A 22,915-nucleotide genomic window follows, 5' to 3' on the forward strand; every position below is an offset into this window, starting at 1 on the left:
CCATTTACCTCGAGCTTTGCGCTCGGTGCTCTGGTGCCGATGCCGACGAAAACACTCTGACGATGCGTATCGCCTCGGTACCGGAGGTGGTGAAGCGGATGTAGTGGTTCACGCCATCACCGTGAATGCTGTCATTCGTCACAGCTCCCCAAGTCAGGCGTCCACCATTCGCATTCAACACGAAATTGCCATCGCTGCTGACATTACCGCTGAAGTAGCCGCTGGTGGCGCTGACGGGGCCGGTGGAGGAGACGCCAATGGTGACGAGGCCCCTTGCCGGGTCGAACCAGCCAGTGTTGGCCCCGGCCTGGGCGAGGCTGATGTAACCGGTGCTAGAAATCGCCAGCATGCTAGTCGTACCGCTGATGATGCGACCAGTCGTTGCGGCCGAAGCAATGCCTGTCAAGCCTGAGCCGTCACCCACAAAATGCGTTGCGCTGATGGTGCCGGAGACTTCAAGTTCGGTGGTCGGGCCAGCAGGGAGGCCGATACTAAGCTTTGTTTTGGCCGGATTTATTGTTAGCAGTGCCGTCGAAGAGGTACCAATGGTGCCGTCAAAAAACGTACCGTCAGCTTCTGTTACATTCCTAGCAAAGGTCGTGGCAAGTCCGCCACCCGCTTATCTAAGTCAATCTACTAGTCTCGTGGTCGTAACAATTCTCGCTTCTGCCCGATCAAAACATCGAGCCAAACAGGAACTGATAAGCTTTCTCTCAAAACGTTATCAGTCCCGAAACCGACTACCTTCATCGGCGGCGGGTGTGATCGAAATCGTCTCCGGAAACTGTCTGCGCGAAACGGGAGTATTCCCCGGCAAGTTCGGAGACTTCTTAATGCGTGCCAGCTCTGTGGAACCGCTTCAGCGCCGCAGGCTCGGGTATGCGGCTCAATGTTATCGCTTCAGTAGGTCGCCCGCGTCCACGCCCAGCGCCTTTGCAAGCTTGCCAAGCATGGTAACCGAAGCACTGTAGGTGCTGGTCTCCAGCTGGCTGATATAACTTCGATCTACCTTCGCTCGAAATGAGAGTTCTTCCTGACTCCATCCCTTTTCATGCCGAAGCCGGCGAAGGTTCTTCGCAACAATGTCTCGCATTCCGTCCATGAAAGACGGCATGCTGCTTGTTGAGCATACTCATCAATTGAGTATACTCAACAAAACGGATTGGGGAGGCGATATTCCATATGAATGGTCCTGAAACAGTACAGCTATTTCCGTTCGCGGAAGTTGCGGGGGACACCTATCGATTTGGCTACCGCGCTATCGGCGTCCGCGAATACGTTTCTGCAGTCGAAATGCCTGCCCAACTCGTAGAACAAGCGGTACGGACAAGAGCTTCATCAACCGTAGAAATTAGTCCGGACGGAATGGTAATTGCGCATGTGCTGTGGTCACATGCTTCAGACACCATGCCAGATTCATCGACCGACCTCGAAGCGCTAGACGTCCTGGTTCGACGAGCCGTAACTTTCGAAAATCTTCGGATGGAGGAAGCAACTGTTTCAGACCTAAATAGACTCCTGCAGCGACTTGAGCGTTCTATCAGTCTGGTCAAGGATGCCATCAGTCAGATGTCAAGCGAACCGATTACTCCGGTCTAGATTGCGGAAATCTCTGGTTCGCTTCCTCCGTGTGAGCGGGCCGGTAGGATGATTCCTTGCTCTTGCTGGAGCCCTCCGACGGCTCTTTCTGGGTAGACGGATTATTGAGACGTCGGGACGTACCAACCGCCGGGTCCTTCGCGCCGCCTCCCCGGCTGGTTCGCCTGAAATCCGCATCGCCATCTAGAAACGCTTCCAGCATAAACGGTACGAGATCGGCCACCTCCTCCCGTGTACCGTAGGTCTCTGCGTAGAAATCGGCATAGTCGCGAAGCCGCGCCGCAAGGGTTGGCGTTAGCATCGTGCTGAGTTTGACAGGGGTACGGTCGGGCAGCTTCGATAGCTTCATCGGCACTATCTCGCCTTGACCGCCGTCTTAACGTCTTGATACGGCTTCAGCACCAGATCCTTCGAAACAATCACCCGCAGCGGCCATCCCGGCCGTACCGTGATCGTCGGCTGCACGTCGAGCTCGCGTTCGACGAGGCGCTGGCCAGCACGATTGGTCGTTTGCTGCGTGCTCTCCCGCAACGCCTTCACGAGATCGCTCTCGTCGTTGCCGATCGATAGCTGGGTCCCCACCCCGATCAGGGTCGCCAAAGCCACGCCCTTGAGCAATTGCCAGGTATGGAAGTCCACCTGGTCCTCGAGCCCGGCATAGCCAGCAACGTCCGTCGCCGGCAGGTTCTCGATTACGATCGAATTGCCGTTCGGCAGGATGAGCCGGCTCCAGACGACCAGGGCCCGCTTCTGGCCAAACGCGACGACACTATCGTACTTGCCCACGATCCTTGTCCCTTGCGGGATCAAGAGATGCTCGCCCGTTACCGTGTCGTAAACGTTCTCGGTGACCTGGCCGATGGTCGTGCCTGGCAAGTCCGAATTGAGCCCCGTGACGAGGCTCGCCGGGATGATCGCCCCTGCCATCACCGCATAGGTGGATGGTGCTGGTTTGAGCGCATGGGGATTGGTGGTCTCCGTGTCAGCCTTCGCGCCAGCGAAGGCCAGTTTTCGCGCCTGCGACGAGGGAATGATTTCGCTGGAGCGGTCGATCATCGCCTGCGCCGTTCTTGCGAGCTCCGCCGCAGATGGTCCTGTGTCGGGTGTTGAAGGCCGGAATGCCGAAGGGGCAGCAGCAGCCGTGGCTTCGGTCGTGCTTGTCTGCTTCCGCCTTTCCTGTTTCTCCGACAGGCGGACGAACAAGCCCGACTCCTTTGCCTGTTGAGCGACCCGTGTCTGGCGGATCCGCTCAGCCCGCTCGGCGTCTTCCTCTGGGTTGGTGCGGAAGCCCGTGTTCGATGCCACGCCGGCCTTCTTCTCGTTTTCGGCAAAGGCCCGGCCAATGTCCCCAGGTGACGGCGGCCCAAGCCGGGGCGTCGACGGCGGCAGCTCCTCATAGGATTTTGGCAGTTTGCTGAGCCCCTCGGCGGTCTGTTTGCGGTCAGTGTTGTAGAGCTCTGTTCGCTCCGCCTGCTTGAACGAGTGAGGCCGGAGCGCAATGAGTATCGCTCCGCCAACAAACAGCGCCGCGACAGCGCAGCCGATCATGAGGGCCCGCCTATTGAGGCGCCGAACGGGCCGCGGCCGCGACCGCAGCTCCAGCGGCTCCGGATCCTGGTCCAGGCTCGTCATGAAGCGCTCCCGCTGCTGAAGGCTCGCGACACGGGTCGCGCGTCGATCCGGACGATCCGGACGATGCGCTGGGGATCTTCGCCAAGGCGAAGCTCGGCGGCACCGAACATCCGATCGACGATGTAGTAGGAGCCGCGAACCCGGTAGTTGACGAGGTTCGGCCGGCCGTCGGCTCCGGCGACGAACAAGGGTGGCGCCTCGCCTTGCGACAGGCCGGTCGGCATCTGGATGTAGACCTTGCGGCCGTCGTCGAAGGCGCGCACTGGCCGCCAGGGCGGATCGTCGCCTTCGATGCGATAGCGGAAGTTCAAGCTGTCGAGCCGCACGCCGCGATCGGCGATCCGCTCTTCGCTTTCCTGGGCCGCGACGTTCTGCTTGTGGAGAGCAACGAGCGTGTCAGTGGGATACGTCCACGAGATGGACGCCATATAGGTTTGCTTGGTCGAGACGACCTCGAGGTGATAGGCGCGCCGGTCGGTCAGAACCACGAGATTAGTCTGGATATCCGGCAACGTCGGCTTGACCAGGATGTGCACTCGCCGGGCGCTTCCCTGACCGCTCGATGTATCGCCGACGACCCAGCGAACCGTATCCCCGGTGGAGACGTCGATTAGTTCCTCGCCGGGTTGAAGCGCGATCGTCGAAACCTTCTCCGGACTGGCATAGAGCCGGTAGAGTGCGCCCTCCGTCCAGGGATACACTTGGATGGCGTTGATATATCCGGCGCGCGTGGGCTCCATCCGCGCGGCCTTGTTCGCCTTCGCGATCGCCTGCTCGGGCGGCAGTTTTTCTTCCTTGGCACCTTTTGTGGGAAACGGCTTCAACTGACCCGGCAACGGCAGGACCTTGGGCGTTTCGACGACTTGCACGGGCGCCGGCGGATCACTCTCTGGCAGCGCCTTCTCAAACGTCATCTCATCATAGGGCGCTTCAAGATTGAACTTGGTGGCGCATCCGGCAAGCCCAATCGACAAGGCAAGGACACTGGCCGACGCGAGCTTGGTAAGGGCTGTGGAATTCATTTGGCGTCTCCGATGAGGTCGCGCGACCAGTTGAGGGAATGGACGTAGAGGCCGAGGGGGTTCTTCCGCAGCGTTTCGGCGTCTGCGGGCGGCTTGAGAACGGTGGTGACGAGACCGGTGAAGCGCTCGGTCTTCGCGATCGCGCCGTTCTCGTAGGTGTTTTCTTTCCAGCGGATCTCGAAACTGTCGCCAGACGCGCGCACCACGGATGTGACCTCGGTGGTCACGGTCTTCGAGCCGATCTTCGTGAACGGATCGGCTTCGCGCGCGTAGTCGTTCAAGGCTTGCGCGCCCCGGTCGGTGACGAAGTCGTAGGCACGCAGCCAGTTCGCCCGGACGATGACGGGATCGATTGACAGCGAGCGGACGTTCTCGATGAACCGCGCAAGGAAATGTGCGATCTGCGCGTCGGACGGCTGGTAGGTCTCAAGCGCCGGTCCGACCGCTCGGACTTCACCGAGCCGATCGACCTCGACCACGTAGGGAACGACACCCGAGCGAGCGATCTGGGTGAGGATCGTCAATCCGAGGATGCTGGACAGGCCGATTGCTGCCAGGGCTGCCAGCCGCCAGTTGCTGGCCTGAACACGGGCGGACCCGAGCCGCTCGTCCCAGACCTGAGCTGCCCTCTGATAGGGCGTGACCGGCTCTGGCGTTTCGCCGTAGCGGACGGACACGCGCTGAAAGGGGTGACCAGCCATATCCTACTCCTCCCCCAGCTTCGGGCCCGACGAATGCCCACCTTTGTCGCCCTCTTTCAGAGTGTGAGCTGCGACTTGTGCCGCCTCCCTTGCGTGTCCGCGTGCTGACGACGCCGTCGCACGCCCCGCGCCTGAAGCGGCCGCTCCGTTCGTTGCACCGCCAGTGCTCGCACTCGATAGCTGATCCACGGTCGCGGCCCGAGCTGACGTGCCCGCAGTCGAAGACGCTCCGGTGAGCGATGCTGCGGAGCGAACCGCAGCCATTGAACCGCCCGCGGCAAGGCGTAAGCCTCCTGCGGCTGCCGCTCCGCCGCCGATCACGACAGCCGCCGCACCCGCCACCGTTCCCGCGGCTGCACCTGCGCCCAACTGAGGCGCACCTGAGACCAGTCCCGCCGCGATTCCTGGGCCGAAGATGCCAAGGCCAAACAGCGAAAGGGCCGCCAGCAACAAGCTCATGGCCGATACGATATCGACCGGCCGCGTCAGCGTGCTGGCAAGCTGACCGAAGATGGTCGAGCCGATGCCGATAATGATCGCGAGAACCATCACCTTCACCCCCGAGGCGACTACGTTGCCGAGCGTCTTTTCCGCGAGGAATGCGGTCTTTCCCCACAGGGCGAACGGTACAAGGATGAAGCTTGCGAGCGTTGTCAGCTTGAACTCGATCAGCGTGACGAAGAGCTGCACCGAGAGCACGAAGAACGCGAGCACGATCAGGATCCAGCAAAACAGCAGGATCAAGATCGTCGGCAGATTGGTCAGGACATCGAAGCCAGAGAACTGGCCGGTCTCCTCCAGAAGAGGATGCGCGGCCGTAAACCCGGCGGAGGCGACAAAGCCTGGCCGCGCCAGATCGGCGGCGCTCAAGGTCTCGCCGGATGCCTTTAGTCCAATGCTGGAGAACGACGCAAAGACGATATCGGCAAGGCCCTTGAAGTTGCCGATAATGAACGCGAAAGCGCCGACATAAAGCACCTTCTTGGCGAGCGTGACCAAGATGTGGTCATCCGCGCGCATGCTCCAGGCAAGCCCAGCGAGGGTCAGGTCGATGCCGATCAACGTTGAGCTCAAGAATGAGACGTCGCCGGACAGAAGACCAAAACCAGAGTCGATATAGCGCGAGAAGGTCTCGGTGAAGCGGTCGATGACGGAGAGATCAGCCATGGCGCCCTCACCTACTTGCCGCTGGTGTAGGCATGGCCATCACCGATGAAGCGATTGAAGCGCTCCTTCGCGGCGGCCGACGATGCTTGCTGTTCGGCAGCACGTAACGCGTCCGCGCGCGCCTGTGTTGCAATGAGCGCCTGGGTCTGCAACGACTGCTTGATTTGGAGGCCGAGCAGTTCGTTGCCGGACTGTTGAGCCTGCAGCGAGCCGACCGCGGCAGACGAATTTGCCATCAGGGTTCGTAGTGTCTGGCCGTCCTGATCCAAACCGCTGACAATGGCCGATTGAACTGTGAGCGACTGTTTGAGTCCGTCGTAGCTATTGTCCCAACGCGATGTCGCATCCTGCACCATCTTGTCTGATGAAACGGCTGCCGCATACTGGCGAGGATAAAAGCGCTCAAAATCCTGCTGAGTCTTCTGAACATCGAATGAGACGTTCTTTGCTTGACCAATCAGCGTGTTCATCTGATTGATCGTTGACGTGAGCTGGCCGACGACGCTTGTGGGGAGGCTCGTAAGGTTCCTGGCCTGATTGAGCAGGGACTGTGTCTGGTTTTGCAGACTCCTGATCTGGTTGTTGATCTGCTCGAGCGTGCGAGCGGCCGTCAGGAGATTCTGGCTGTAGTTCGATGGATCGAAGACGACGACTTGCGCGCCGAGCCGGCGAGATCCATTCAGCGCAATGACGATGGATAGCGCGACAATTGCGGTCGCCTTTAGCGTGCGGCATGCGACAGGCGTGCCGAAAATCTTCAGCATTGATGGCTCCTTAAACGTGGGGTTGGATCAGGCTTTCTGGGCCTGTTCGAAGGTGCTGATCAGGTTCGCCGCCCAGTGCAGATCTCGTTCAGCGAGATAGCGCTTGGCAAAGTGATGGGGGCCGGAGCGGGACAGGACCGCATCGATGGTCCGTTGATCCTCAGGCGAGGACGCCGCGACGAGCGCGAGCGCCACTGGTCCGAGACCCAGCTCGAACAGGCGGTTTCCGGCGCGGGACTGCAGGTAGTAGTCGCGCTTCGGGAACGCTTCCGCGATCAGGCGAACTTGCGTCTCGTTCAAGCCGAACCGGCGGTAGGTCTCGGTCTGGGTCGGTTCCAGCGCACGTGGGTTCGGGAGGAATATCCGGCTTGGGCAGGATTCGATGATCGCAGGCGCAATCTGGCTCTCGGCGATGTCGGCGAGCGACTGGGTCGCAAAAATGACCGAGACGTTCTTCTTGCGCAGCGTCTTCAGCCATTCGCGAATGCGGCTCGCGAACAGCGGATCGTCCAGAAATACCCAGGCTTCATCCAGCACCAGCAGCGTGGGCCGGCCATCAAAGCGCTCTTCAAGGGTGTGGAAGAGATAGGTCAGAACCGGCGCAACCAGACCTGGCAACGCCATGAGTTCTTCCATCTCGAAGGTCAGCACGTCGGCGCCGGAAAGACGATCAGCGTCGGCATCCAGGAAACGGCCGTACGGTCCTTCCAACGTGTAGGGTTGCAGCGCCTGCCGCAGCGCGTCGCGGGCAAGTAGCGCCACGAGCCCGGTCATCGTCCGCTGCGGGACCGGCGCGGAACCAAGGCTCCTCAGCGCCGACCAGAGCGTCTCTTTGACGTCGGGTGTCACGGGCACGCGCTCATGGGCAAGCACGCCACAGAGCCAGTCGAGCGCCCAGAGTCTCGCCCCCTCCTCCGCGACGTCTTTGAGCGGCTGAAACGCGATACCGCCTTTGGCGCCTAGTTCGTACCAAGACCCCGACAACGCAAGCGTCGTGACCCGTGCCGACCGGCCCTTGTCAAACGTGATCAACTGAGCGTTTGGGTAGCGGCGGAATTGAAGGGCGAGCATCGACAGCAATACCGACTTGCCCGCTCCGGTCGGACCGACAATGATGGTATGCCCGACATCGCCGGCGTGAAGCGACAGCCTGAATGGGGTCGCACCCTTGGTCTTGGCGATCAAAAGCGGCGGGCCGTCGAGGTGCTCACACCGTTCGGGCCCGGCCCATACAGCCGACAATGGGCACATGTGGGCGAGGTTCAGCGTGTGAACGATAGGCTGGCGTATGTTGGCATAGGCTTGCCCCGGCAGACCACCGAGCCAGGCTTCCACCGCGTTGACGCTTTCGCGAATAGCCGTGAAACCCCGGCTATTGATCACTCGCTCGACCGCACGGATCTTCTCGTCCGCTTGATGCGATTCCTCGTCGCTTATGGTGACAGTCGTGGTGATATAGCCGAAGGCAACCAGATCGTCACCGAGCTCGGAGAGAGCCGCGTCGGCGTCAAGAGCCTTGTTGCTGGCGTCGGTGTCGAGTAGCGCCGCCTGCTCGTTGAACATGACTTCCTTCAGGATCGCGCCGAGCGACTTTCGCTTCGCAAACCACTGCCGCCGGTAGCGCGACAGCGTCGCGTTTGCCTGCGTGCGATCGAGCGGAATGAACCGGGTCGACCAGCGATAGGCAACGCCGATCCGGTTCAGCTCATCGAGCAGGCCGGGAAAGGTGACGTGTGGAAACCCAAGGACCGTCAACACCCGCAGATGGCTCCGCCCGATCGCCGGGGACAATCCTCCTGTCAAGGACTCATCGCTTAGGAAGCAATCGAGATAGGCCGGGATCTTGGGAACGCTGACCGGATGGCGCTTCGTCGAGATGCAGCTATGAAGATAGGTGAGCGCCTCCGCATCGCTGAGAGGCCAGATCTCGGGCAAGATTGACGAGAGCAGATCGATCGCCCGATCGGTTTCCTGGATGAACCTCTGGAGATGATCGCGATAGCCTTTCTCGTTGCTATCAAATCTCTGTTGGCCATCGACTTCACCGTCGTCGATGTCACCTTGCGCAGCAGCTTTGGTCGATTGGCCACGCCGAATGCGTTGTCCTTTTTCCGCCACGCTATCCCTAGCCTTAGGGCGCTCGAGGAAAAGACCTTCGAGGCGCGAGACCCTTTCGGCCGGCGGCAGATACATCAACGTCAGATGCAGCACACTCTCGAAATGCTGCCCGCCGGGGCGTGACGGATCCTCCCATGCCACGCCAGCGGGCCCTTCAAAAGCTGCGCGCCGCTCTTCATCCACCAGCCAGGACACCGGATCGGGAAATTCCGACCTCGGATATTCGCCAGCCGGAATGCGCGTGGCATCAAAGAACAGAGCCCAGCCTGAGCCAAAGCGCTTCAGAACGTTGTTGACGCGAGATACGACGCTCATCAGCTCGGCCTCGGTCGCACTCTCGAGGTCCGGTCCGCGGTAGCGGATCGTCCGTTGAAAGCTGCCGTCCTTGTTTAGGATGACGCCCGGAGCCACCAGGCATGCCCATGGCAGCCAATCAGCCAGCCGATAGGCACTGCCGCGGAATTCTCTCAAGTTCAGCATGCGAGCCGCCCTTTGTGCTTGGTGTGACGGATGGCGACTTCGACGAAGGCCGGGTCGCGTTTTGCTAGCCAAACGGCCGCGCTATGGCCGATGATCCAGAGGACGAGGCCTGCGAGCCAAAGGCGCAGGCCGAGCGCCAGCACGGCCGAGAGGGTCCCAATCAGGATGGCGGCCGCACGCGGGGCACCGCCGATCAGGATTGGCTCCGTCAACGAGCGGTGGAGCACGAGTTCAAAACCATCGGGGCGCATCAGATCAGTGCTCCCCCACCGAACGAGAAGAACGAGAGGAAGAAGGAACTTGCGGCGAAGGCGATCGAGAGGCCGAAGACGACCTGGACCATCTTGCGGAATCCACCGGAGGTGTCGCCGAAAGCCAGCGATATGCCTGTTACCGTGATGATGATGACGGCGACGATCTTGGCGACGGGCCCCTGCACGGATTCCAGGACACGCTCGAGCGGCGCTTCCCACGGCATGCCTGAACCCGCGGCGTGCGCCGCCGAGACGCTGAGGAGCACGCAAGCCGAGGCCACGCCGAGCTCGACCAGAGGCAGAGCGTTGATCGAACAGAATCCGCGAAGGCGGGAACGCACGTTTAGACGCAGACGAATGGACATATTGCAGTCTCCTTGTGGTCAGGGCCGATGGGATGTGTTTGGAAGTCCGGGCGGGGTCTCAAGCAGATAGTCGCCTGCCGGATCGAGGCCTTTGAGCTCGGCGACGGTCTCAATGCGCCGTGCGGGACCCCGCCCCTTGATGAAGACGATTACGTCGATCGCCTCGGCAATCAGCCGACGCGGGACTGTAGCGACCGCTTCTTGGATCAGTTGCTCGATACGGTAGAGCGCGGCGCGCGCCGAGTTGGCGTGGACCGTGGCGATTCCGCCGGGATGGCCGGTATTCCAGGCCTTCAGCATGTCGAGGGCCTCGGCGCCTCTGACCTCACCGACGATGATGCGGTCGGGCCGCAAGCGCAGCGTGGAGCGAACAAGATCGGCAAGGCTCGCCACGCCCGGCTTGGTCCGGAGCGTCACGGCATCCTTTGCATCGCAGCGCAGCTCGCGGGTATCCTCAATGATGACCACCCGCTCTTCGAGGCCGGCGATCTCCGCAAGAAGTGCATTGGCGAGCGTCGTCTTGCCCGAGCCGGTGCCGCCGGCGATCAGAATGCTGCGCGCTTCAGTGACTGCGGAGGTCAGCACCTTCGCCATCAGAGGCGATGCAATCTGCGCCTTGACGTAGTCGGACAGGCGGAACGTGGTCGTTGCGGGCTTGCGGATGGCAAAGCAAGGTGCGAGCGAAACCGGCGGCAAGACGCCTTCGAAGCGCTCACCGGTTTCGGGGAGCTCTGCCGAGACGATTGGAGACGAACCGCTCGCTTCCGCCCGCACGTGGCTGGCAACAAGCCGGATGATCCGCTCCGCCTCCTGTGGCGTCAGGACAACGCCGGTGTCCGCGCGGCCCGTCCCGTGCCGATCAAGCCAAAGCCTCCCGTCGGGATTGACCATAACCTCGACCACATCCGGCTCCTCCAGAGCCAGCGCGATCGCCGGTCCCATCGCGGTCCGCAGCATGCCCCGGCGTCGTTCGCGAGTTTCTGGCGAGAGGAGATCAGACATTGCCGACCTCCTCTCGCCCAGCCGGAGAATGCTCCGGCGGCTCACCCGTCGCGCTCTGCGCGCGGGATCCAGGGTCGCTGGGTTGGGCAGCGCCCAGAGGGGCGCCCTCCTCAAGATTCCGCATGAAGAGATCAGGCTTCGAGGCGCTGACGCGATCCATGACGTCAGCGACAAGCCGGCCGCCAGAGGCGACCCGTTTGCCGACCTGGGCAACAAACATCTCGAACCGCTCGCGTCCGAGCGCGCGCGCTGCGTCCTGATCCTGCGAAGGCAGCGGCGGGGTGATGGTCAGGTAATATCGGATGAATAGCGCGATCGTCTCAGCGAGAACGCCAAGGTCGCGGTCGGCACGTTCCAATTGCCGGTTCATCCGATCCAGCCTTCGGATCAGTGCCGCGTCGCCGCTGGTGTCGCGCTCGGGATTAAGAAAGCGATCCAAGGCAGCATCGACAATGGCTGACTTGTTGGCTCCGGGGCGCTTGGCGGCGAGCTCGAGGCGCTGCGCCACACTCTCAGAGACGTAAGCCGACAGTTTAGGTTTCATCGGGATGCTCTTCAGAACGAGGGGAGAAGATCGTCGTCGTCGCGGGTGACGGCATGGGCTCGCCGCACGGCGCTCGACGCGTTTGCTGCCTGCCGCATCTGGCTACGGTCGGCGGCGACGTCGGACTCGTCGTCGAGCAACCGCTCCTCGATGGCACGGACGTCGGTCGCAACTGGTGCGGCCTCGTCGAACAACGGCAATTGCTGCTTGAGACCGCCGTCCTCGCCGCCCGTCTGCATCAGCTCGCGATATGGCAGGGTCGCTAGGCGAAGGTCGGTGGTGCGCAACTCGCCACGCCAATCGTCAGGGCGAGCCGGCGGACGATCGGCATACCCGTCCCCGGCCAAGAACGGCGGCTTACGCAGGCGACGGACGAAGTTTGCGTCCTCGTAGTGCCGCAGCTTTGTCGCCCGGACCGGCGCAAGACCCGAGACCAGCACGATAGCCTGGTCGGGCGGCAGTTGCATCACCTCGCCAGGCGTCAGCAAGGGACGCGCGGTCTCCTGACGGCTGACCATCACGTGGCCAAGCCAGGGAGCCAGCCGATGGCCTGCATAGTTGCGCTGTGCACGTAGTTCCGTTGCGGTGCCGAGGGCGTCCGAAATCCGTTTGGCGGTGCGCTCATCATTGGCGGCGAAAGCAATGCGGACGTGACAATTGTCCAGGATCGCATTGTTCTCGCCATACGCCTTTGCGATCTGATTGAGCGACTGGGCGATCAGGTAGGCGCGGATGCCGTAACCGGCCATGAAGGCGAGCGCGCTCTCGAAGAAGTCAAGCCGGCCAAGCGCAGGAAACTCATCCAGCATCATCAGGAGCTGACGGTGCCTGCGGTCGCCTGCCTTGGTATTCAGCGTCTCGGTCAGCCGGCGGCCGATCTGATTGAGGATCAGCCTGATCAGCGGCTTGGTCCGGCTGATGTCCGACGGCGGAACGACGAGGTAGAGCGTGACCGGCTTATCGGCACTCACGAGGTCGGCGATGCGCCAATCGCAAGATTCGGTGTTTCGGCTGACGACGGGATCGCGGTAGAGCCCAAGAAAGCTCACAGCTGTCGACAGAACGCCGGAGCGCTCGTTTTCGGACTTGTTGAGCAGCTCTCGCGCGGTCGCGGCGACGACGGGGTGCACCTTCGGCTCGGCCTTGGTGCCGAGGTGATTGGTCGCCAGCATGATCCTGAGCGTCTTCTCAAAGGACTGCGCTGGATCGGCCAGGATCTCGGTGACGCGGGTTAGCGTCTTCTTTTCTTCTGCATAGAGGACGTGAAGGATCACACCGACCAGAAGCGAATGACTGGTCTTTTCCCAATGGGTTCGGCGTTCGAGCGCTCCTTCGGGATCGACCAGGATGTCGGCGATGTTCTGGACGTCGCGGACTTCGGCCGCCCCTTTGCGCACTTCGAGCAGCGGATTGTAACGCGCGCTCCGCGAATCCGTGGGATTGAACAAGAGGCAATGCGAGAACGTCGAACGCCAGCCGGACGTCAGTTCCCAGTTTTCGCCCTTGATGTCGTGCACTACCGCCGACGAGGTCCACGACAGCAAGGTGGGCAAGACCAGTCCGACGCCCTTGCCCGAGCGGGTCGGCGCAAAGCACATGACGTGTTCCGGTCCATCGTGCCGCAGATAGTTGTTCTCGAGACGCCCCAGGAAAACGCCCTTGGACGCGAACAGGCCGGCCGCCTTGATTTCCTTCGACGTCGCCCACCGAGCCGAACCGTAAGTCGTCACCAATTGGCTTTGGCGCGCGCGCCACACAGAGTTGACGATCGCAAAGAGCGCGCCCGCGATGCCGCCAGCCGCCGCAATCGCTCCGCCCTCCTCAAAGATCTCGGGCGCATAGGCCTCGTAGGCGAACCACCATTCGAACAACCGCCAGGGCAGATAGACGCGATAGCCGACGATCAAGAACCAGGGTTCCCCCAGACGCTGCTGATAGCCGAGAGCTGCGGCGGTCCACTGTGTTGCGGCCCAGGTCGACACAACGACGATGCCGAGCACGACGGTGATCTGACCGACATAGATTTTAGCTGGAAACATCCCGCTCGCCCCATACTCACGCAACGTGAGCGGCGCGATGAAAGAGACGAATGCGCTTTGCGTTCAATCGAAATAAAAAGTCGCGCCGGCAGCGAGCGCGAGGTTGATCAAGTCTGATCAGGCGCCGGACTTGAAGATCAAGGTCAGCGCAGCGTCGTCGCATCCCTCAACAGCGCGTGAACGCGTGGCGCAAATAGCATCTCGTTGGCATTTCCCCACTGAACCCTGGCGAATGGCGCTCAATACCGGAGCGACCATGTGCGAGTTGGCGCGGTCACGAAGCGTCACGATGCGATTCTGCAAGACCGAGCTGGATCTAATTGTATTCGGCGCGAAGTGTCGGATGGGTCAGTGACCAACATGCCGTTTGGCATGCAAAAGCCAGCAAGGCCTGTGCTTCTGCTGGTCGAGGCGACGTTGGAGCAGGAAACGCGAGGCCGGACGTGGCCTGCCCGTCCATAGGTCATTTTGATGGAGGAGCCGGCTTGTCGGTGGACTTGTCTGCCAGATCGTAATTGGCTGGATTGGAGCCGAACTCGGATACACCCTTCGCAAATTCGGTTCGGAGCAACGTCTGGAAGTCATCGTCATAGGTTGCAATGCTGGTGCGGATCGCAGCTCTCCACTGGTCACCACGATCCCATGCCTCCATGAAGGCGGAGGCAAGATCAGCGTGCTGCCGGTTCTCGATCATTGCTTCAATGATCGATCTGGCTTGAAGCCGATCCTTCGCGCTCTTGGCCGTCCCGTCGCGGTCTTGCTTCCGGCGGGATCCGACGATGAGCTTGTGGATGGCATATCGCTCTGGAGATGGAATGAGAACCGGCACGCCTGCACCGTGCAGCAGCACGGCACGGATTGGCTCGTAGATCAGGTAATCGAGAAAGCGCAGCGGAAATGCCGCCGCACCACCGAGCGCCGGCATCGGAACTGGCTTGCCTGCCTGATCATCGGACCACTGGTTCGGTGTCAGGAATTCCACCTTGAAGTTGCCTCTCGACACGAATTGGGTGGAAACCCTGCCATCGGCTTGGCTTGGGACCTCACGAAAGGTCTGGTCGACTTGTCGAAGTACCTCCAGGATGGGAGGTATGGAGTCCTTGATGGCTACCGAGATTTCATGGAATTGCGCAAAGTCGGCATCACCAGTCTGCATGGCGACCGCATCGAGGCGTCGGCCAAGCACGGCGGAGTAACATTGGTAGGCCACAGTACCGACGAGCACTCCCCTCATGCGGAAGAAGCCAGCCTTGGCCAGTTGCTCCACGACTTGGCCAACCATGGGTAAGGGGCGCGGCAGATAGGCTTCGCGGGTCAGCGTGGAAACAAGGCGGCGACGTCCCTTCAGGTCGGCCTTCAAATCTTTGAATGCCTCAACCCGTTTGGTGATTTCGGGATCGTCCACTGGACCGACGTAGCGGCGATCCTGGCCACCCCCCTCGGGCTTGGGTGTGTCGAAGTACCAGTATTTCTTGTCCTTGACCTCGACGGCCACGAATCTTCCATTCGAGGAGAATTCGGAGGTGAAGCTTTCATCGAGGCTACGCTGGGCCAATTCCGAATATAGCGTTTGATAGGTGATATCGAGGCGGGCGGACGTCATGCCGGGAACCCCAGTTATACTATTTTCGCGAAAATAGTATAACCAATTCCCCAAAGGGGCAAGCCCGTTATACTATTTCCGTAAAAATAGTATAACTTCTATATTTATCAGTGTCTTACGTAGATCTATAGGCCCAACCCGCGCTTGATGCCGATCGACCAGGATATGCCCTCCCCGCCGACCTGACCGGTGACCAATTGCCCGCGCGCTCGCTCCAGCACCGGCCGCCACGGCACCAGCGCGAACTCGTGGGACCGCTCGATCACGGCGAACCGCCCGCTGTTTAGTGTCAGCATGCGCCGGTAGACGCCATCGATCTTGCTGCCGGCCTTCACGTCGACATGTTCAAGGCCGGTGCGCGCGGATATGTCGGCCGCCGTCCGCGCCAGTTCGCGCGTCTCGAGCGTCTCGAGCATGTTCCGCGCAAAGCGCATCTGGCCACCTTCCTCTCGCGCAAGCCCCTGCTCGATCAGCCACTGCCGCCTTCCTCGCAACGCGGTCTCGAGGTCCGCGCCAAAACCGGTCGGCGCGAGCTCATCGGGCTCCTTCCCAACGAGCTTGCGATCGAGCCAGGTTGCACCTACTGCCTGCGGCAAATCTTCAAGCCTTTGCCATGACAGCACTGCGACCCGCACCGGTTTGCGCGATTGCTGGAGTTTTTCATATCGAAGCGCCCCGTCCAGATAATCCTGCCCGGCGCTCCAACTGCCATCGGCAAGACGGCTGACTATCCCTTCGCGCCGCATGGCCTCCAGGCGCCGCACGTGGGATCCGACAAATTCGCCCGACGCTTGCGGGTCGAATTCCCGATGCAAACGGTCGCTGTAGATGCCGCCATGGCGGGCGGCGATTTCTGCGATCGTCAGGTCGATTGCGCGCGGTTCAGCGACGCGCGCCCTGAGCTCCAGAATCGTGTTCCGGACAGGCGGCTCTTCGTTGGCGCGAAGGGTACCAATCTCGACATAGTGCGTCCGCCCGTCCACCCCATCGATCACGACATAACGGCGCTCCGTCAGTTCGTCGGCAAACCCCTCGCCAACAACCCGCCCGACCAGGCGATGAGCGCTTCGTTCCGGATCGAAGATCGTGTAGTCGCTGGCCGCCCGCGTAACTCCTGCGGCTGCCATCTCGCGATGCATGGTCTTGATGATATCGCCGCGTTCCCCCATGCGTCTCAGCTTGGGCTCGAGCTCAGGGTCGATCCGCCAACGCCCCGGTTCAGCCTCTTCTGCCAAGCCCATTCGCTCCAAGGTTCGCAGCCGTCCGATCCGCGCCGCTTGCCATGTAGGCTCCCGCCCAGACAGAGCCCCAAGCTCAAGAGCTCCGCCCGGAGCATCTCGGAGAATGCTCCGGTCAAGCCGCGTGAGCCGCTCGGCCGTGATCTCCTGCTGAAGCTTGCGAGCAACCTCGATCTCCGTTTCTGGGCCGAGCTCTCGCGTGATGAGCTCCGCTGCCCGCGACCGAAAGCCATGAGCGATATAGTCGCGCGCGATGACGAGGTCGTTTCCTTCGTCATCCTTGCCGCGCAGGATGATGTGCGTGTGGGGATGGCCAGTGTTGAAATGATCAGCGGCGACCCATTCGAGCCTGGTGCCGAGGTCCTGCTCCATCTGCCGCATGAGGTCGCGGACAAAGGGTTTCAGGTCTGCCAGCTCCGCGCTGTCCTCCGGCGCCACAATAAACCGGAACTGGTGGCGATCGCCGGCGCTGCGCTCCGTAAAGCTCTTGCCATCGGCGCGGTCACTGCTGGCGTCGTATAGCTCCCCCGGCTCACCCTCGCGCGTGACGCCGTCGCGTTGGACGTAGCGGAGGTGCGCTCGCACAGCACCGGTGTCACCTGACTTGATCCGCACGATCCGGGCCTTGATCACGACACGGCGCTGTCCCTGGCTTCGTCCGCGTCCGGCCAACACCGCACCTTGCGCGTGGCCGCGGCCGATGCGGCCGCCTGTGAACGACGTACCTGCCCGTGCACGGGCGCCGGCCTTGGCCGCCTCCTGGCGGACCCGTCGAAGATAGCTGGCCGCTCTCTTGGCTCTCCGGTTGCCGATCCGTCCGAGCTTCACTTCGAATTCGTCTTCGATCTCTCGCATGGCATGCATCCGACGTTTGGAGAAGACGCCGATATGTGAAGCCGACGAGGGCTCGCCAAGACGCAGACGCAATTGCCCAAGTTCGCCATTGCGTTGGGTCTCACCTGGCGACAGCGAAGATCCAGAGAGCGCCAAATCTTGGATGTGCAGACAACGGCTTAAGCGCTCCGTAGCGCCAGTGCTTTTATCTTGCCCTCCCGCTTTTTTTGCTTTCCTACCACGAGATCAAAAGTCGTCGTCTCCCGGTCGCTGATTCCCAAGCCCCAAATTCCAAGCCAACAAACACTCGGTACTCGGCGATTTGCGACGAAACGCAGTTCGGGTCATTGCGGTAGATGCTTCCAATAGCGCCTGCCCGAACACGTCGACAGGTGGCCGATTCATTGCGAAAGAGCCGCTGCGACTTGGCCCGCGATAGCGATCGTTACCCGAAGGGCCGAGACACCCGTAGGGTGGCTCGGTGAGGAGCGAAGCGACGAGTAGAGCGCGGGCCGAAGGCATCGCCCAGCACGTTATTATCGTACTCCTCCGCGAATTCTTGCCCGCGTACGCGAGGGTCCTGGTATTCATAAAGGGGCTGGCCGACCGATTTCCGATTAGGCCCGAAGAGTGGCGGAGAAGCAGCAATCTTCCGATGTCGCTGAAGGGCTAGCAGCGGAAGTCACCGTAGGCTGAAAGTAAAAGTGGCCGGCAACTGAGGTGGCCTTACTATGAATCGATCCTATAAACGTCGCCGGGGCCGAGGTTTAGTTCCTCGAACATCTTTTGCTGCTTTTCCGTGAGGATTGCTGGAACAACTTCCGCCGTCCAGCCTTCGGGAACGGCGGCGAGGACCAATGTCAACGCCTGGCTAGGCTTGGCTAAGGCAAGCCACAACTGCTTTGTGGATGGCACCTCGTCCGAGGTCGCCTCAACGATAGTGAACGAATTGCCGAACGACTCCGCCATCGCTCGCTAATGCCTCAGCGTGTCGCTAGTTGCTACTGTGAGGCAGACGAACTGGGCCAGCTATCAAGCGATATGTGGGCACCCAAGCGGTGTTCCACGATTCCATGGTTGCGCCGCAAACCGAGCACTCGAAGCTGGCTATTTCCCGCGAAGGGGCCATCGCCTCGGTGCGGCTGTAAACAGCGCCGCATTGACAGGATCGATGATGAGACTCTGGCATGCATCTTTATGCGCCAGAAAAACAAAACAGGCCACCGAGCAATTCAAACTAGGCCAACTGGGGTCGGCAACAGGCAGCGCCGTCCGTTGAATGGGAATAAACGGCGACCCCAGCACGGAATGAGAACGGTCAAAAGTCCTCTCAGGGTAAAATCGCTAAGAACTCAGGTTGAGCAAGTCTGGTCCGCTCTGGGCTTGATGAGACGACCTCCATCGGACACGGCGCAAGTTCGCAGATGGGCCAAAGGTGATCAGCGTCTGAATGAAAAATGGCTGCGCTGTACAACGGGCCTTTGGGCTGTCCGACGAGCGCTGAAGTTCATCAGGCGCACAGAGGCCGACCGAGTGAACCAGGCTTGGCAGCCTGGCTCGCTCAGACAATTTGCGAGACGAAATTCGCCGCAAATACCGTCAGCGCTTGGGCGCGTAGGGTCCAAGATCGTTGAACAAGTCCGCCTGGAGGGGGCGTTCGTCAAACCGAATTCCGCCCCTGGCTTTGGCCTCGACCTCACGAATTATCGCGTCCTGCCGATCCACCGGAACTCCGTTTTTGCTCCAGAGAGCACGCAGCTCGGCCTCTGGCTCGGCCGAAGATCGAGCCTTGTTGCGGGGGATTTCCTCGAAATTGGCGCAGACGATTTCGACATTGGGCGCGACGCCCTTCCATGTGTCACGATAGAAAGAGCAGTCCACGCCGCAGCCCGCTTCGAGGTGAATTCCGGTCTGCTCGGTGAACTTGAGATAATCCGCGCTCTTGCGTTCGCGGTAGCACTGCACGCCGCTATATTGGAACGGTGCAGACGTCTGCGGGATGATGAACGCGCCATAATCCGCAATACCGGAAGCTATATCGATCACGTGAAACTCGAAAGAGCGTCCGGTATACCGGGGTCCGCTTCCGATCCTCGAAGTGGCTCCGAATGGGGGATTTGCGATCGCGCAGCCGAAACGACCGAGGCTTGTCAGGTCCAAACTGAACACGTCGGCGCAAATCCAATTGGCTTCCGGCAGGACCTTGCGACCGACCTCGACATAGGCAGAATTGCGCTCGATGCAGACGATCTCTTTCTGTGGCTCGTCGCGACCGCGCGCATAGTGTGCCCTCCAATAGACGTGGAATGCGAGCGCGCCAATCCCGGCGCAAAGGTCGACCGTTCGGCCGCCGTAAGCATCAATTGCGAAGTCTCCGGCAAGCCCCCTAGGGGTAAAGAACGCCCCCGCCGCTCCGTTGATGTGGCTTGCGCCCTCGTGCCAATTGTCGAGCACAAACACACGCTCATCATAGGTGAGGACGTCCTTCTTGAGCAATTCGACAGCCTCGGCATGTGCCTTGGCTTCCGCCTTCGTCAATTTTGCCATCGTGTGTCTCGCTTGTGGGCCCTTGATGGGCGTTTGATCGGCGCGGCGCGCATGGCCTTCGCCATGCCGCCTGCCCGTCGGCGAGAGCGGGGTTTCGGGGGCAAGAGCTTGTTTCGGCGCCGGTGCGCCGGCGCGAATCCGATGGTGCGCAACGCGGTTGCACCGAGCCGCGTGAGCTGCGACGTGCGACCGACTTGCTGCACCGGAGGACGAAAGAAGGTCTTGCAGGGGTGACGGGGCAGCGCCCCTCAAGTCCCCCTGCTTAAAGGAAAAGCGCTTTTCGCATGCCAACCCGTGCGCGAGCTGTTGCGATCGATCCTCTGATCACCACCGTCATGATCGGACGGGGCGTCGTAGAGGTTTGTCAGCCCAGTGCTGAAGACCTTGCCTGCCGGCCTGACGGGTTGCAGGCGATCAGGGCTCGAGCCGAGAGCCAAATTTGACGGGCGCGCGTTCTTCAGACGCGCGCCGGTCGTCGCCAACGGCTCACATATCGGGATTCCATGTCCAGAGTGGACGCGCGACCCCCAGGATGTCGCACCGGAGCACCGGCCCGAAGTAGCGCGAGTCAAAGGAATTCGGGTGAGGCTGCAGCAGGAAGTATTCGCCCTCAACGAGCCGCATGCAGCCCTCCCAGGCCGGCAGAGGCCGCCCTTGCCGGTCTTTGTCGAGCACCTCGGCAACGACCTTTCCGTTGATGGAGATGTTGCCGATCGGCTCCCTGGTGCGGCAGATTTCGTCTCCGCCGATGGCCTCGACCCGCTTTAGAAGAGGCACCGGCATGGGGAGGATCTCGTGCGCGATGATCAGGAGCTCGATTCCAGGAGGTGGCTTGAAGACGGCGAGCTCGCCGCGCACCGGCAGGCGCGGCTCCAGATAGTAGAAACCGAGCGGCGCGCTGCCCGTGGCATTGTAGATCAGCAGCGGCACCGCCGGAGCGGACGACATCAGAAGCGTGATGATGCCGGCGCACATGGCTGAGAGCGTTGAGGCCTGGCGCCATAGTCTCGTGCGGTCAATCGGCATCGGAGGTCGACCTCCTCTTGCTCGCATGCGACCATTCGACGAGGTCTTCGATGTGGTAGCGGACGTAGCGTCCATGTTTGCGGTAGGTCGGTCCCCTGCCCTGGACCCGCATCTTCTCCAGCGTGTTCTTCGTGAGCCTGAGCCAGGTGGCCGCCTCCGCAGTGTTGAGGAACGGCTTGTCCGGCTCCTTGTCGTCAGCTTTCGTGATCATCCAGCTTTCCTTCCCACACCTCGTACAACCAAGAGGTGCAAGAAGAAGCGTCGTCAGATTGGAGAGGCTTTGTGGAGTGGCGAAGTTCAGAGTTTCTCTTTCGCCATCCTGCGCGAGCAAACTTCGTCAAAAGAGAATGACAAATTTCGATCAGCTCAAAAGGTCGCGGTAACCGCCCTTCATCAATTCGGTGCCCTTGGCAACAAGGCGGCGCGTGCGATCGCGCAAAAATTGACTATGCCCGTACCATTCTTCAGTAACTTTATTCTCTCCGAAGATCGCAATTGCGATCTGTCGATATGTCTTACCGTGCAGGCTTTCGTCGAGCGCGATGAGAGCCTGACGAAGCCGCTCGTCGGCTGCCGCGGAAGGCTTTTGAAACGTTCTAAAGTCCGCCTCGGTGAAGCGCTGCAGGCGCTTTAGAAGCTCGGCTTGAGCCGCAAGATCATGGAGATCGTGCAGCTCAAAGACCGGCGTAAATGCCGCGGTCAGGACCGAAAGCCCGTGGATTTCGAGAGGCACGCGAACACCATTGCGCTTCATCACCACTAGTGGAACGCCGTCGATACCTATCACTGCCTGTCGATCAGCATTGAAATCAGCAAGCCGTCGGACTTTCGCCTCTTCGCCCTCGACCGGCTTCCTCGCATTCAGCCGAACGACCCGCTTCAAGGTATTGGTATGCCAGAACGCGATTGCCTCGTGAGCGCAAAGTCTTGGATCGGCGAAGGCGTAAAGTCCCCACCTCTCGGCCCGCGGAAACCTACGCCTGAGGCGCAATAGCTTGGTGCCGTCGTTGAGTGTGATGCACGGCAAGTGCTGAGGTACAGAGCTTCGCCAATCGGCGACGTAGTCGGCATTGCGTCGTAGGAACTCCCATGCCCAATCGCCGCCGTCATAGTCGGCGGGAATGCAGGAAGCCGCATGATCATGGGCAAGACCACGGCTCGCATTAGCTGAATGGATCAAACAGGCGTCCCAACAAATTCCAATACAACTTTGGATCGTCCTGTCCAAATAGGGCAAGAGAACGGCCCCGCGAGCAGTTCTCGCGGGGCCGATTGGCGTCAGTCCGCCGGATTCCAGATCAGGGCAAACACGCCGTCGTCATCCTGGCCCGCGGCGCGGCCGAGATTAGCGTAGAGCTTGCGCGGGCCGAATTCGGGCGCCGCCAGGGACAGGCTCACATAGTCCTTGCGGCTGTTCTCGCCGCGGCGGACCCACCCTGCCCCAATCTCGACCCCCTGAGTGAAGACCCGGAAGTCCGGATGGGTCTCCGCGCTCTTGTCGCGGTTCGGGATGATATCGATATCGGCGCGAATTGAGACGGTCTTGAGCTGACCCTTGTAGCTACCATTGTCGTTCTTGGTGACGTATCCGATCGCGGTCATGGTCTTGTCCTCTTCTGTTGCTCGCGAGGAGCCGATCCCCTCGCGATGGCGAGACCGTTATGGGAAGCGAAACGCCTTCGAACCCGCATGCGGGGCGTAGCGCACGCGGAGCACCTGAGCCGGAAGCTTTTTTGAAGCGAAACGGCCGCGAGGAGCCGGACGCATTTGTCCGGCGGGGAAAAAAGTTGGCGGCGTGGGTTTTGGCAGGCGGAGCGCTTCCCATAGGTCTCTGCGCCACGCGCAGGGTATCGGCCCCGCTGAAACGGAAACTGCGACGAGACCCGGACGATCGGGGCGGCGCCCAGATCGATCATGATAGCTACAAGCGCCGGCCGTATGCGTCTTTCATTTTCTTAACCGAAATCGAAATCACCCGAA

Annotated in this window: 24 protein-coding genes; 2 read left to right on the top strand and 22 right to left on the bottom strand. The window is 61.0% G+C overall.

All coding sequences use genetic code 11. From position 1 onward, the window contains the following. Positions 1-4: 4 nt before the first annotated feature. Together XI03_RS09845 and XI03_RS09850 are read right to left on the bottom strand one after the other, a co-directional pair. On the bottom strand, positions 5-349 hold the full coding sequence (locus tag XI03_RS09845) for a hypothetical protein (protein WP_271592000.1): 345 nt from the start codon (positions 347-349) through the stop codon (positions 5-7). A gap of 543 nt (positions 350-892) precedes the next feature. Further along, complete coding sequence (locus tag XI03_RS09850) at positions 893-1,114, bottom strand: helix-turn-helix domain-containing protein (protein WP_312010565.1); 222 nt, start codon at positions 1,112-1,114, stop codon at positions 893-895. A gap of 68 nt (positions 1,115-1,182) precedes the next feature. On the opposite strand from XI03_RS09850, the gene XI03_RS09855 reads away from it, so the two are divergent. Further along, positions 1,183-1,599, top strand: coding sequence for a hypothetical protein (locus XI03_RS09855; RefSeq protein WP_271592001.1), 417 nt, complete (start codon positions 1,183-1,185; stop codon positions 1,597-1,599). Here the strand turns inward: XI03_RS09855 and XI03_RS09860 are convergent. The 20 genes from XI03_RS09860 to XI03_RS09955 form a co-directional block, all read right to left on the bottom strand. Continuing rightward, positions 1,586-1,948: a DUF2274 domain-containing protein gene (locus tag XI03_RS09860; protein WP_271592002.1), complete on the bottom strand. Its 363-nt coding sequence runs from the start codon at positions 1,946-1,948 to the stop codon at positions 1,586-1,588. The genes XI03_RS09855 and XI03_RS09860 overlap by 14 nt on opposite strands. A 5-nt stretch (positions 1,949-1,953) precedes the next feature. Then, a complete protein-coding gene (locus XI03_RS09865) occupies positions 1,954-3,231 on the bottom strand; it encodes a TrbI/VirB10 family protein (RefSeq protein WP_271592003.1) in 1,278 nt (425 codons plus the stop codon). Then, complete coding sequence (gene trbG, locus XI03_RS09870) at positions 3,228-4,253, bottom strand: P-type conjugative transfer protein TrbG (RefSeq protein WP_271592004.1); 1,026 nt, start codon at positions 4,251-4,253, stop codon at positions 3,228-3,230. The genes XI03_RS09865 and trbG overlap by 4 nt, the downstream gene beginning before the upstream one ends. Then, the gene (gene trbF, locus XI03_RS09875) at positions 4,250-4,954 is read right to left on the bottom strand and encodes a conjugal transfer protein TrbF (protein WP_271592005.1); all 705 of its coding nucleotides are present in this window, start codon (positions 4,952-4,954) and stop codon (positions 4,250-4,252) included. Before trbF ends, trbG begins: the two co-directional genes overlap by 4 nt. Before the next feature lie 3 nt (positions 4,955-4,957). Continuing rightward, the gene (gene trbL / locus XI03_RS09880) at positions 4,958-6,121 is read right to left on the bottom strand and encodes a P-type conjugative transfer protein TrbL (RefSeq protein ID WP_271592006.1); all 1,164 of its coding nucleotides are present in this window, start codon (positions 6,119-6,121) and stop codon (positions 4,958-4,960) included. Positions 6,122-6,132: 11 nt separating this feature from the next. After that, a complete protein-coding gene (gene trbJ, locus XI03_RS09885) occupies positions 6,133-6,885 on the bottom strand; it encodes a P-type conjugative transfer protein TrbJ (protein WP_271592007.1) in 753 nt (250 codons plus the stop codon). Between the two features lie 27 nt (positions 6,886-6,912). After that, a complete protein-coding gene (trbE, locus tag XI03_RS09890) occupies positions 6,913-9,483 on the bottom strand; it encodes a conjugal transfer protein TrbE (RefSeq protein WP_271592008.1) in 2,571 nt (856 codons plus the stop codon). Further along, positions 9,477-9,734, bottom strand: coding sequence for a VirB3 family type IV secretion system protein (locus tag XI03_RS09895; RefSeq protein WP_271592009.1), 258 nt, complete (start codon positions 9,732-9,734; stop codon positions 9,477-9,479). The genes trbE and XI03_RS09895 overlap by 7 nt, the downstream gene beginning before the upstream one ends. Then, on the bottom strand, positions 9,734-10,102 hold the full coding sequence (locus tag XI03_RS09900; RefSeq protein ID WP_271592010.1) for a TrbC/VirB2 family protein: 369 nt from the start codon (positions 10,100-10,102) through the stop codon (positions 9,734-9,736). Before XI03_RS09900 ends, XI03_RS09895 begins: the two co-directional genes overlap by 1 nt. Positions 10,103-10,120: 18 nt before the next feature. Then, complete coding sequence (gene trbB, locus XI03_RS09905; protein ID WP_271592011.1) at positions 10,121-11,104, bottom strand: P-type conjugative transfer ATPase TrbB; 984 nt, start codon at positions 11,102-11,104, stop codon at positions 10,121-10,123. Then, complete coding sequence (locus XI03_RS09910) at positions 11,097-11,648, bottom strand: CopG family transcriptional regulator (protein ID WP_271592012.1); 552 nt, start codon at positions 11,646-11,648, stop codon at positions 11,097-11,099. Before XI03_RS09910 ends, trbB begins: the two co-directional genes overlap by 8 nt. 11 nt (positions 11,649-11,659) lie before the next feature. Beyond that, entirely contained in the window at positions 11,660-13,687 is a 2,028-nt protein-coding gene (locus tag XI03_RS09915; RefSeq protein WP_271592013.1) for a conjugal transfer protein TraG, read from the bottom strand. A 463-nt stretch (positions 13,688-14,150) separates the two neighbouring features. Beyond that, positions 14,151-15,290 carry a nucleotidyltransferase family protein gene (locus XI03_RS09920; RefSeq protein ID WP_271592014.1) on the bottom strand — a complete coding sequence of 380 codons (1,140 nt, stop codon included), beginning with the start codon at positions 15,288-15,290 and terminating at the stop codon, positions 14,151-14,153. A 125-nt stretch (positions 15,291-15,415) separates the two neighbouring features. Beyond that, positions 15,416-17,383 carry a relaxase/mobilization nuclease RlxS gene (gene rlxS, locus XI03_RS09925; RefSeq protein WP_271592015.1) on the bottom strand — a complete coding sequence of 656 codons (1,968 nt, stop codon included), beginning with the start codon at positions 17,381-17,383 and terminating at the stop codon, positions 15,416-15,418. Between the two features lie 708 nt (positions 17,384-18,091). Continuing rightward, complete coding sequence (locus XI03_RS09930; protein WP_271592016.1) at positions 18,092-18,331, bottom strand: hypothetical protein; 240 nt, start codon at positions 18,329-18,331, stop codon at positions 18,092-18,094. A 630-nt stretch (positions 18,332-18,961) separates the two neighbouring features. Then, on the bottom strand, positions 18,962-19,909 hold the full coding sequence (locus tag XI03_RS09935; RefSeq protein WP_271592017.1) for a methyltransferase: 948 nt from the start codon (positions 19,907-19,909) through the stop codon (positions 18,962-18,964). A gap of 486 nt (positions 19,910-20,395) precedes the next feature. After that, on the bottom strand, positions 20,396-20,935 hold the full coding sequence (locus XI03_RS09940) for a S26 family signal peptidase (protein WP_271592018.1): 540 nt from the start codon (positions 20,933-20,935) through the stop codon (positions 20,396-20,398). Beyond that, positions 20,925-21,146, bottom strand: a complete 222-nt coding sequence (locus XI03_RS09945; protein WP_271592019.1) for a helix-turn-helix domain-containing protein — start codon at positions 21,144-21,146, stop codon at positions 20,925-20,927. The genes XI03_RS09940 and XI03_RS09945 overlap by 11 nt, the downstream gene beginning before the upstream one ends. Positions 21,147-21,296: 150 nt before the next feature. Beyond that, complete coding sequence (locus tag XI03_RS09950) at positions 21,297-22,115, bottom strand: DUF2285 domain-containing protein (RefSeq protein ID WP_271592020.1); 819 nt, start codon at positions 22,113-22,115, stop codon at positions 21,297-21,299. A 98-nt stretch (positions 22,116-22,213) separates the two neighbouring features. Continuing rightward, positions 22,214-22,537, bottom strand: coding sequence for a DUF736 domain-containing protein (locus XI03_RS09955; protein WP_271592021.1), 324 nt, complete (start codon positions 22,535-22,537; stop codon positions 22,214-22,216). Positions 22,538-22,596: 59 nt separating this feature from the next. Here XI03_RS09955 and XI03_RS09960 point away from each other — a divergent pair. After that, positions 22,597-22,915, top strand: a 319-nt coding sequence (locus XI03_RS09960) for a hypothetical protein (RefSeq protein ID WP_271592022.1), incomplete at its 3' end; no start/stop codon positions are given.

The organism is Bradyrhizobium sp. CCBAU 65884, from assembly GCF_028128835.1.
In the GTDB taxonomy this organism is placed as follows: Bacteria; Pseudomonadota; Alphaproteobacteria; order Rhizobiales; family Xanthobacteraceae; genus Bradyrhizobium; species Bradyrhizobium ottawaense.

Coding starts and splice junctions, on each gene's coding strand:
- XI03_RS09845 (WP_271592000.1), bottom strand. CDS start 349: ATGCTGGCGATTTCTAGCACCGGTTACATCAGCCTCGCCCAGGCCGGG.
- XI03_RS09850 (WP_312010565.1), bottom strand. CDS start 1,114: ATGCCGTCTTTCATGGACGGAATGCGAGACATTGTTGCGAAGAACCTT.
- XI03_RS09855 (WP_271592001.1), top strand. CDS start 1,183: ATGAATGGTCCTGAAACAGTACAGCTATTTCCGTTCGCGGAAGTTGCG.
- XI03_RS09860 (WP_271592002.1), bottom strand. CDS start 1,948: ATGAAGCTATCGAAGCTGCCCGACCGTACCCCTGTCAAACTCAGCACG.
- XI03_RS09865 (WP_271592003.1), bottom strand. CDS start 3,231: ATGACGAGCCTGGACCAGGATCCGGAGCCGCTGGAGCTGCGGTCGCGG.
- trbG (WP_271592004.1), bottom strand. CDS start 4,253: ATGAATTCCACAGCCCTTACCAAGCTCGCGTCGGCCAGTGTCCTTGCC.
- trbF (WP_271592005.1), bottom strand. CDS start 4,954: ATGGCTGGTCACCCCTTTCAGCGCGTGTCCGTCCGCTACGGCGAAACG.
- trbL (WP_271592006.1), bottom strand. CDS start 6,121: ATGGCTGATCTCTCCGTCATCGACCGCTTCACCGAGACCTTCTCGCGC.
- trbJ (WP_271592007.1), bottom strand. CDS start 6,885: ATGCTGAAGATTTTCGGCACGCCTGTCGCATGCCGCACGCTAAAGGCG.
- trbE (WP_271592008.1), bottom strand. CDS start 9,483: ATGCTGAACTTGAGAGAATTCCGCGGCAGTGCCTATCGGCTGGCTGAT.
- XI03_RS09895 (WP_271592009.1), bottom strand. CDS start 9,734: ATGCGCCCCGATGGTTTTGAACTCGTGCTCCACCGCTCGTTGACGGAG.
- XI03_RS09900 (WP_271592010.1), bottom strand. CDS start 10,102: ATGTCCATTCGTCTGCGTCTAAACGTGCGTTCCCGCCTTCGCGGATTC.
- trbB (WP_271592011.1), bottom strand. CDS start 11,104: ATGTCTGATCTCCTCTCGCCAGAAACTCGCGAACGACGCCGGGGCATG.
- XI03_RS09910 (WP_271592012.1), bottom strand. CDS start 11,648: ATGAAACCTAAACTGTCGGCTTACGTCTCTGAGAGTGTGGCGCAGCGC.
- XI03_RS09915 (WP_271592013.1), bottom strand. CDS start 13,687: ATGTTTCCAGCTAAAATCTATGTCGGTCAGATCACCGTCGTGCTCGGC.
- XI03_RS09920 (WP_271592014.1), bottom strand. CDS start 15,290: ATGACGTCCGCCCGCCTCGATATCACCTATCAAACGCTATATTCGGAA.
- rlxS (WP_271592015.1), bottom strand. CDS start 17,383: ATGCGAGAGATCGAAGACGAATTCGAAGTGAAGCTCGGACGGATCGGC.
- XI03_RS09930 (WP_271592016.1), bottom strand. CDS start 18,331: ATGGCGGAGTCGTTCGGCAATTCGTTCACTATCGTTGAGGCGACCTCG.
- XI03_RS09935 (WP_271592017.1), bottom strand. CDS start 19,909: ATGGCAAAATTGACGAAGGCGGAAGCCAAGGCACATGCCGAGGCTGTC.
- XI03_RS09940 (WP_271592018.1), bottom strand. CDS start 20,935: ATGCCGATTGACCGCACGAGACTATGGCGCCAGGCCTCAACGCTCTCA.
- XI03_RS09945 (WP_271592019.1), bottom strand. CDS start 21,146: ATGATCACGAAAGCTGACGACAAGGAGCCGGACAAGCCGTTCCTCAAC.
- XI03_RS09955 (WP_271592021.1), bottom strand. CDS start 22,537: ATGACCGCGATCGGATACGTCACCAAGAACGACAATGGTAGCTACAAG.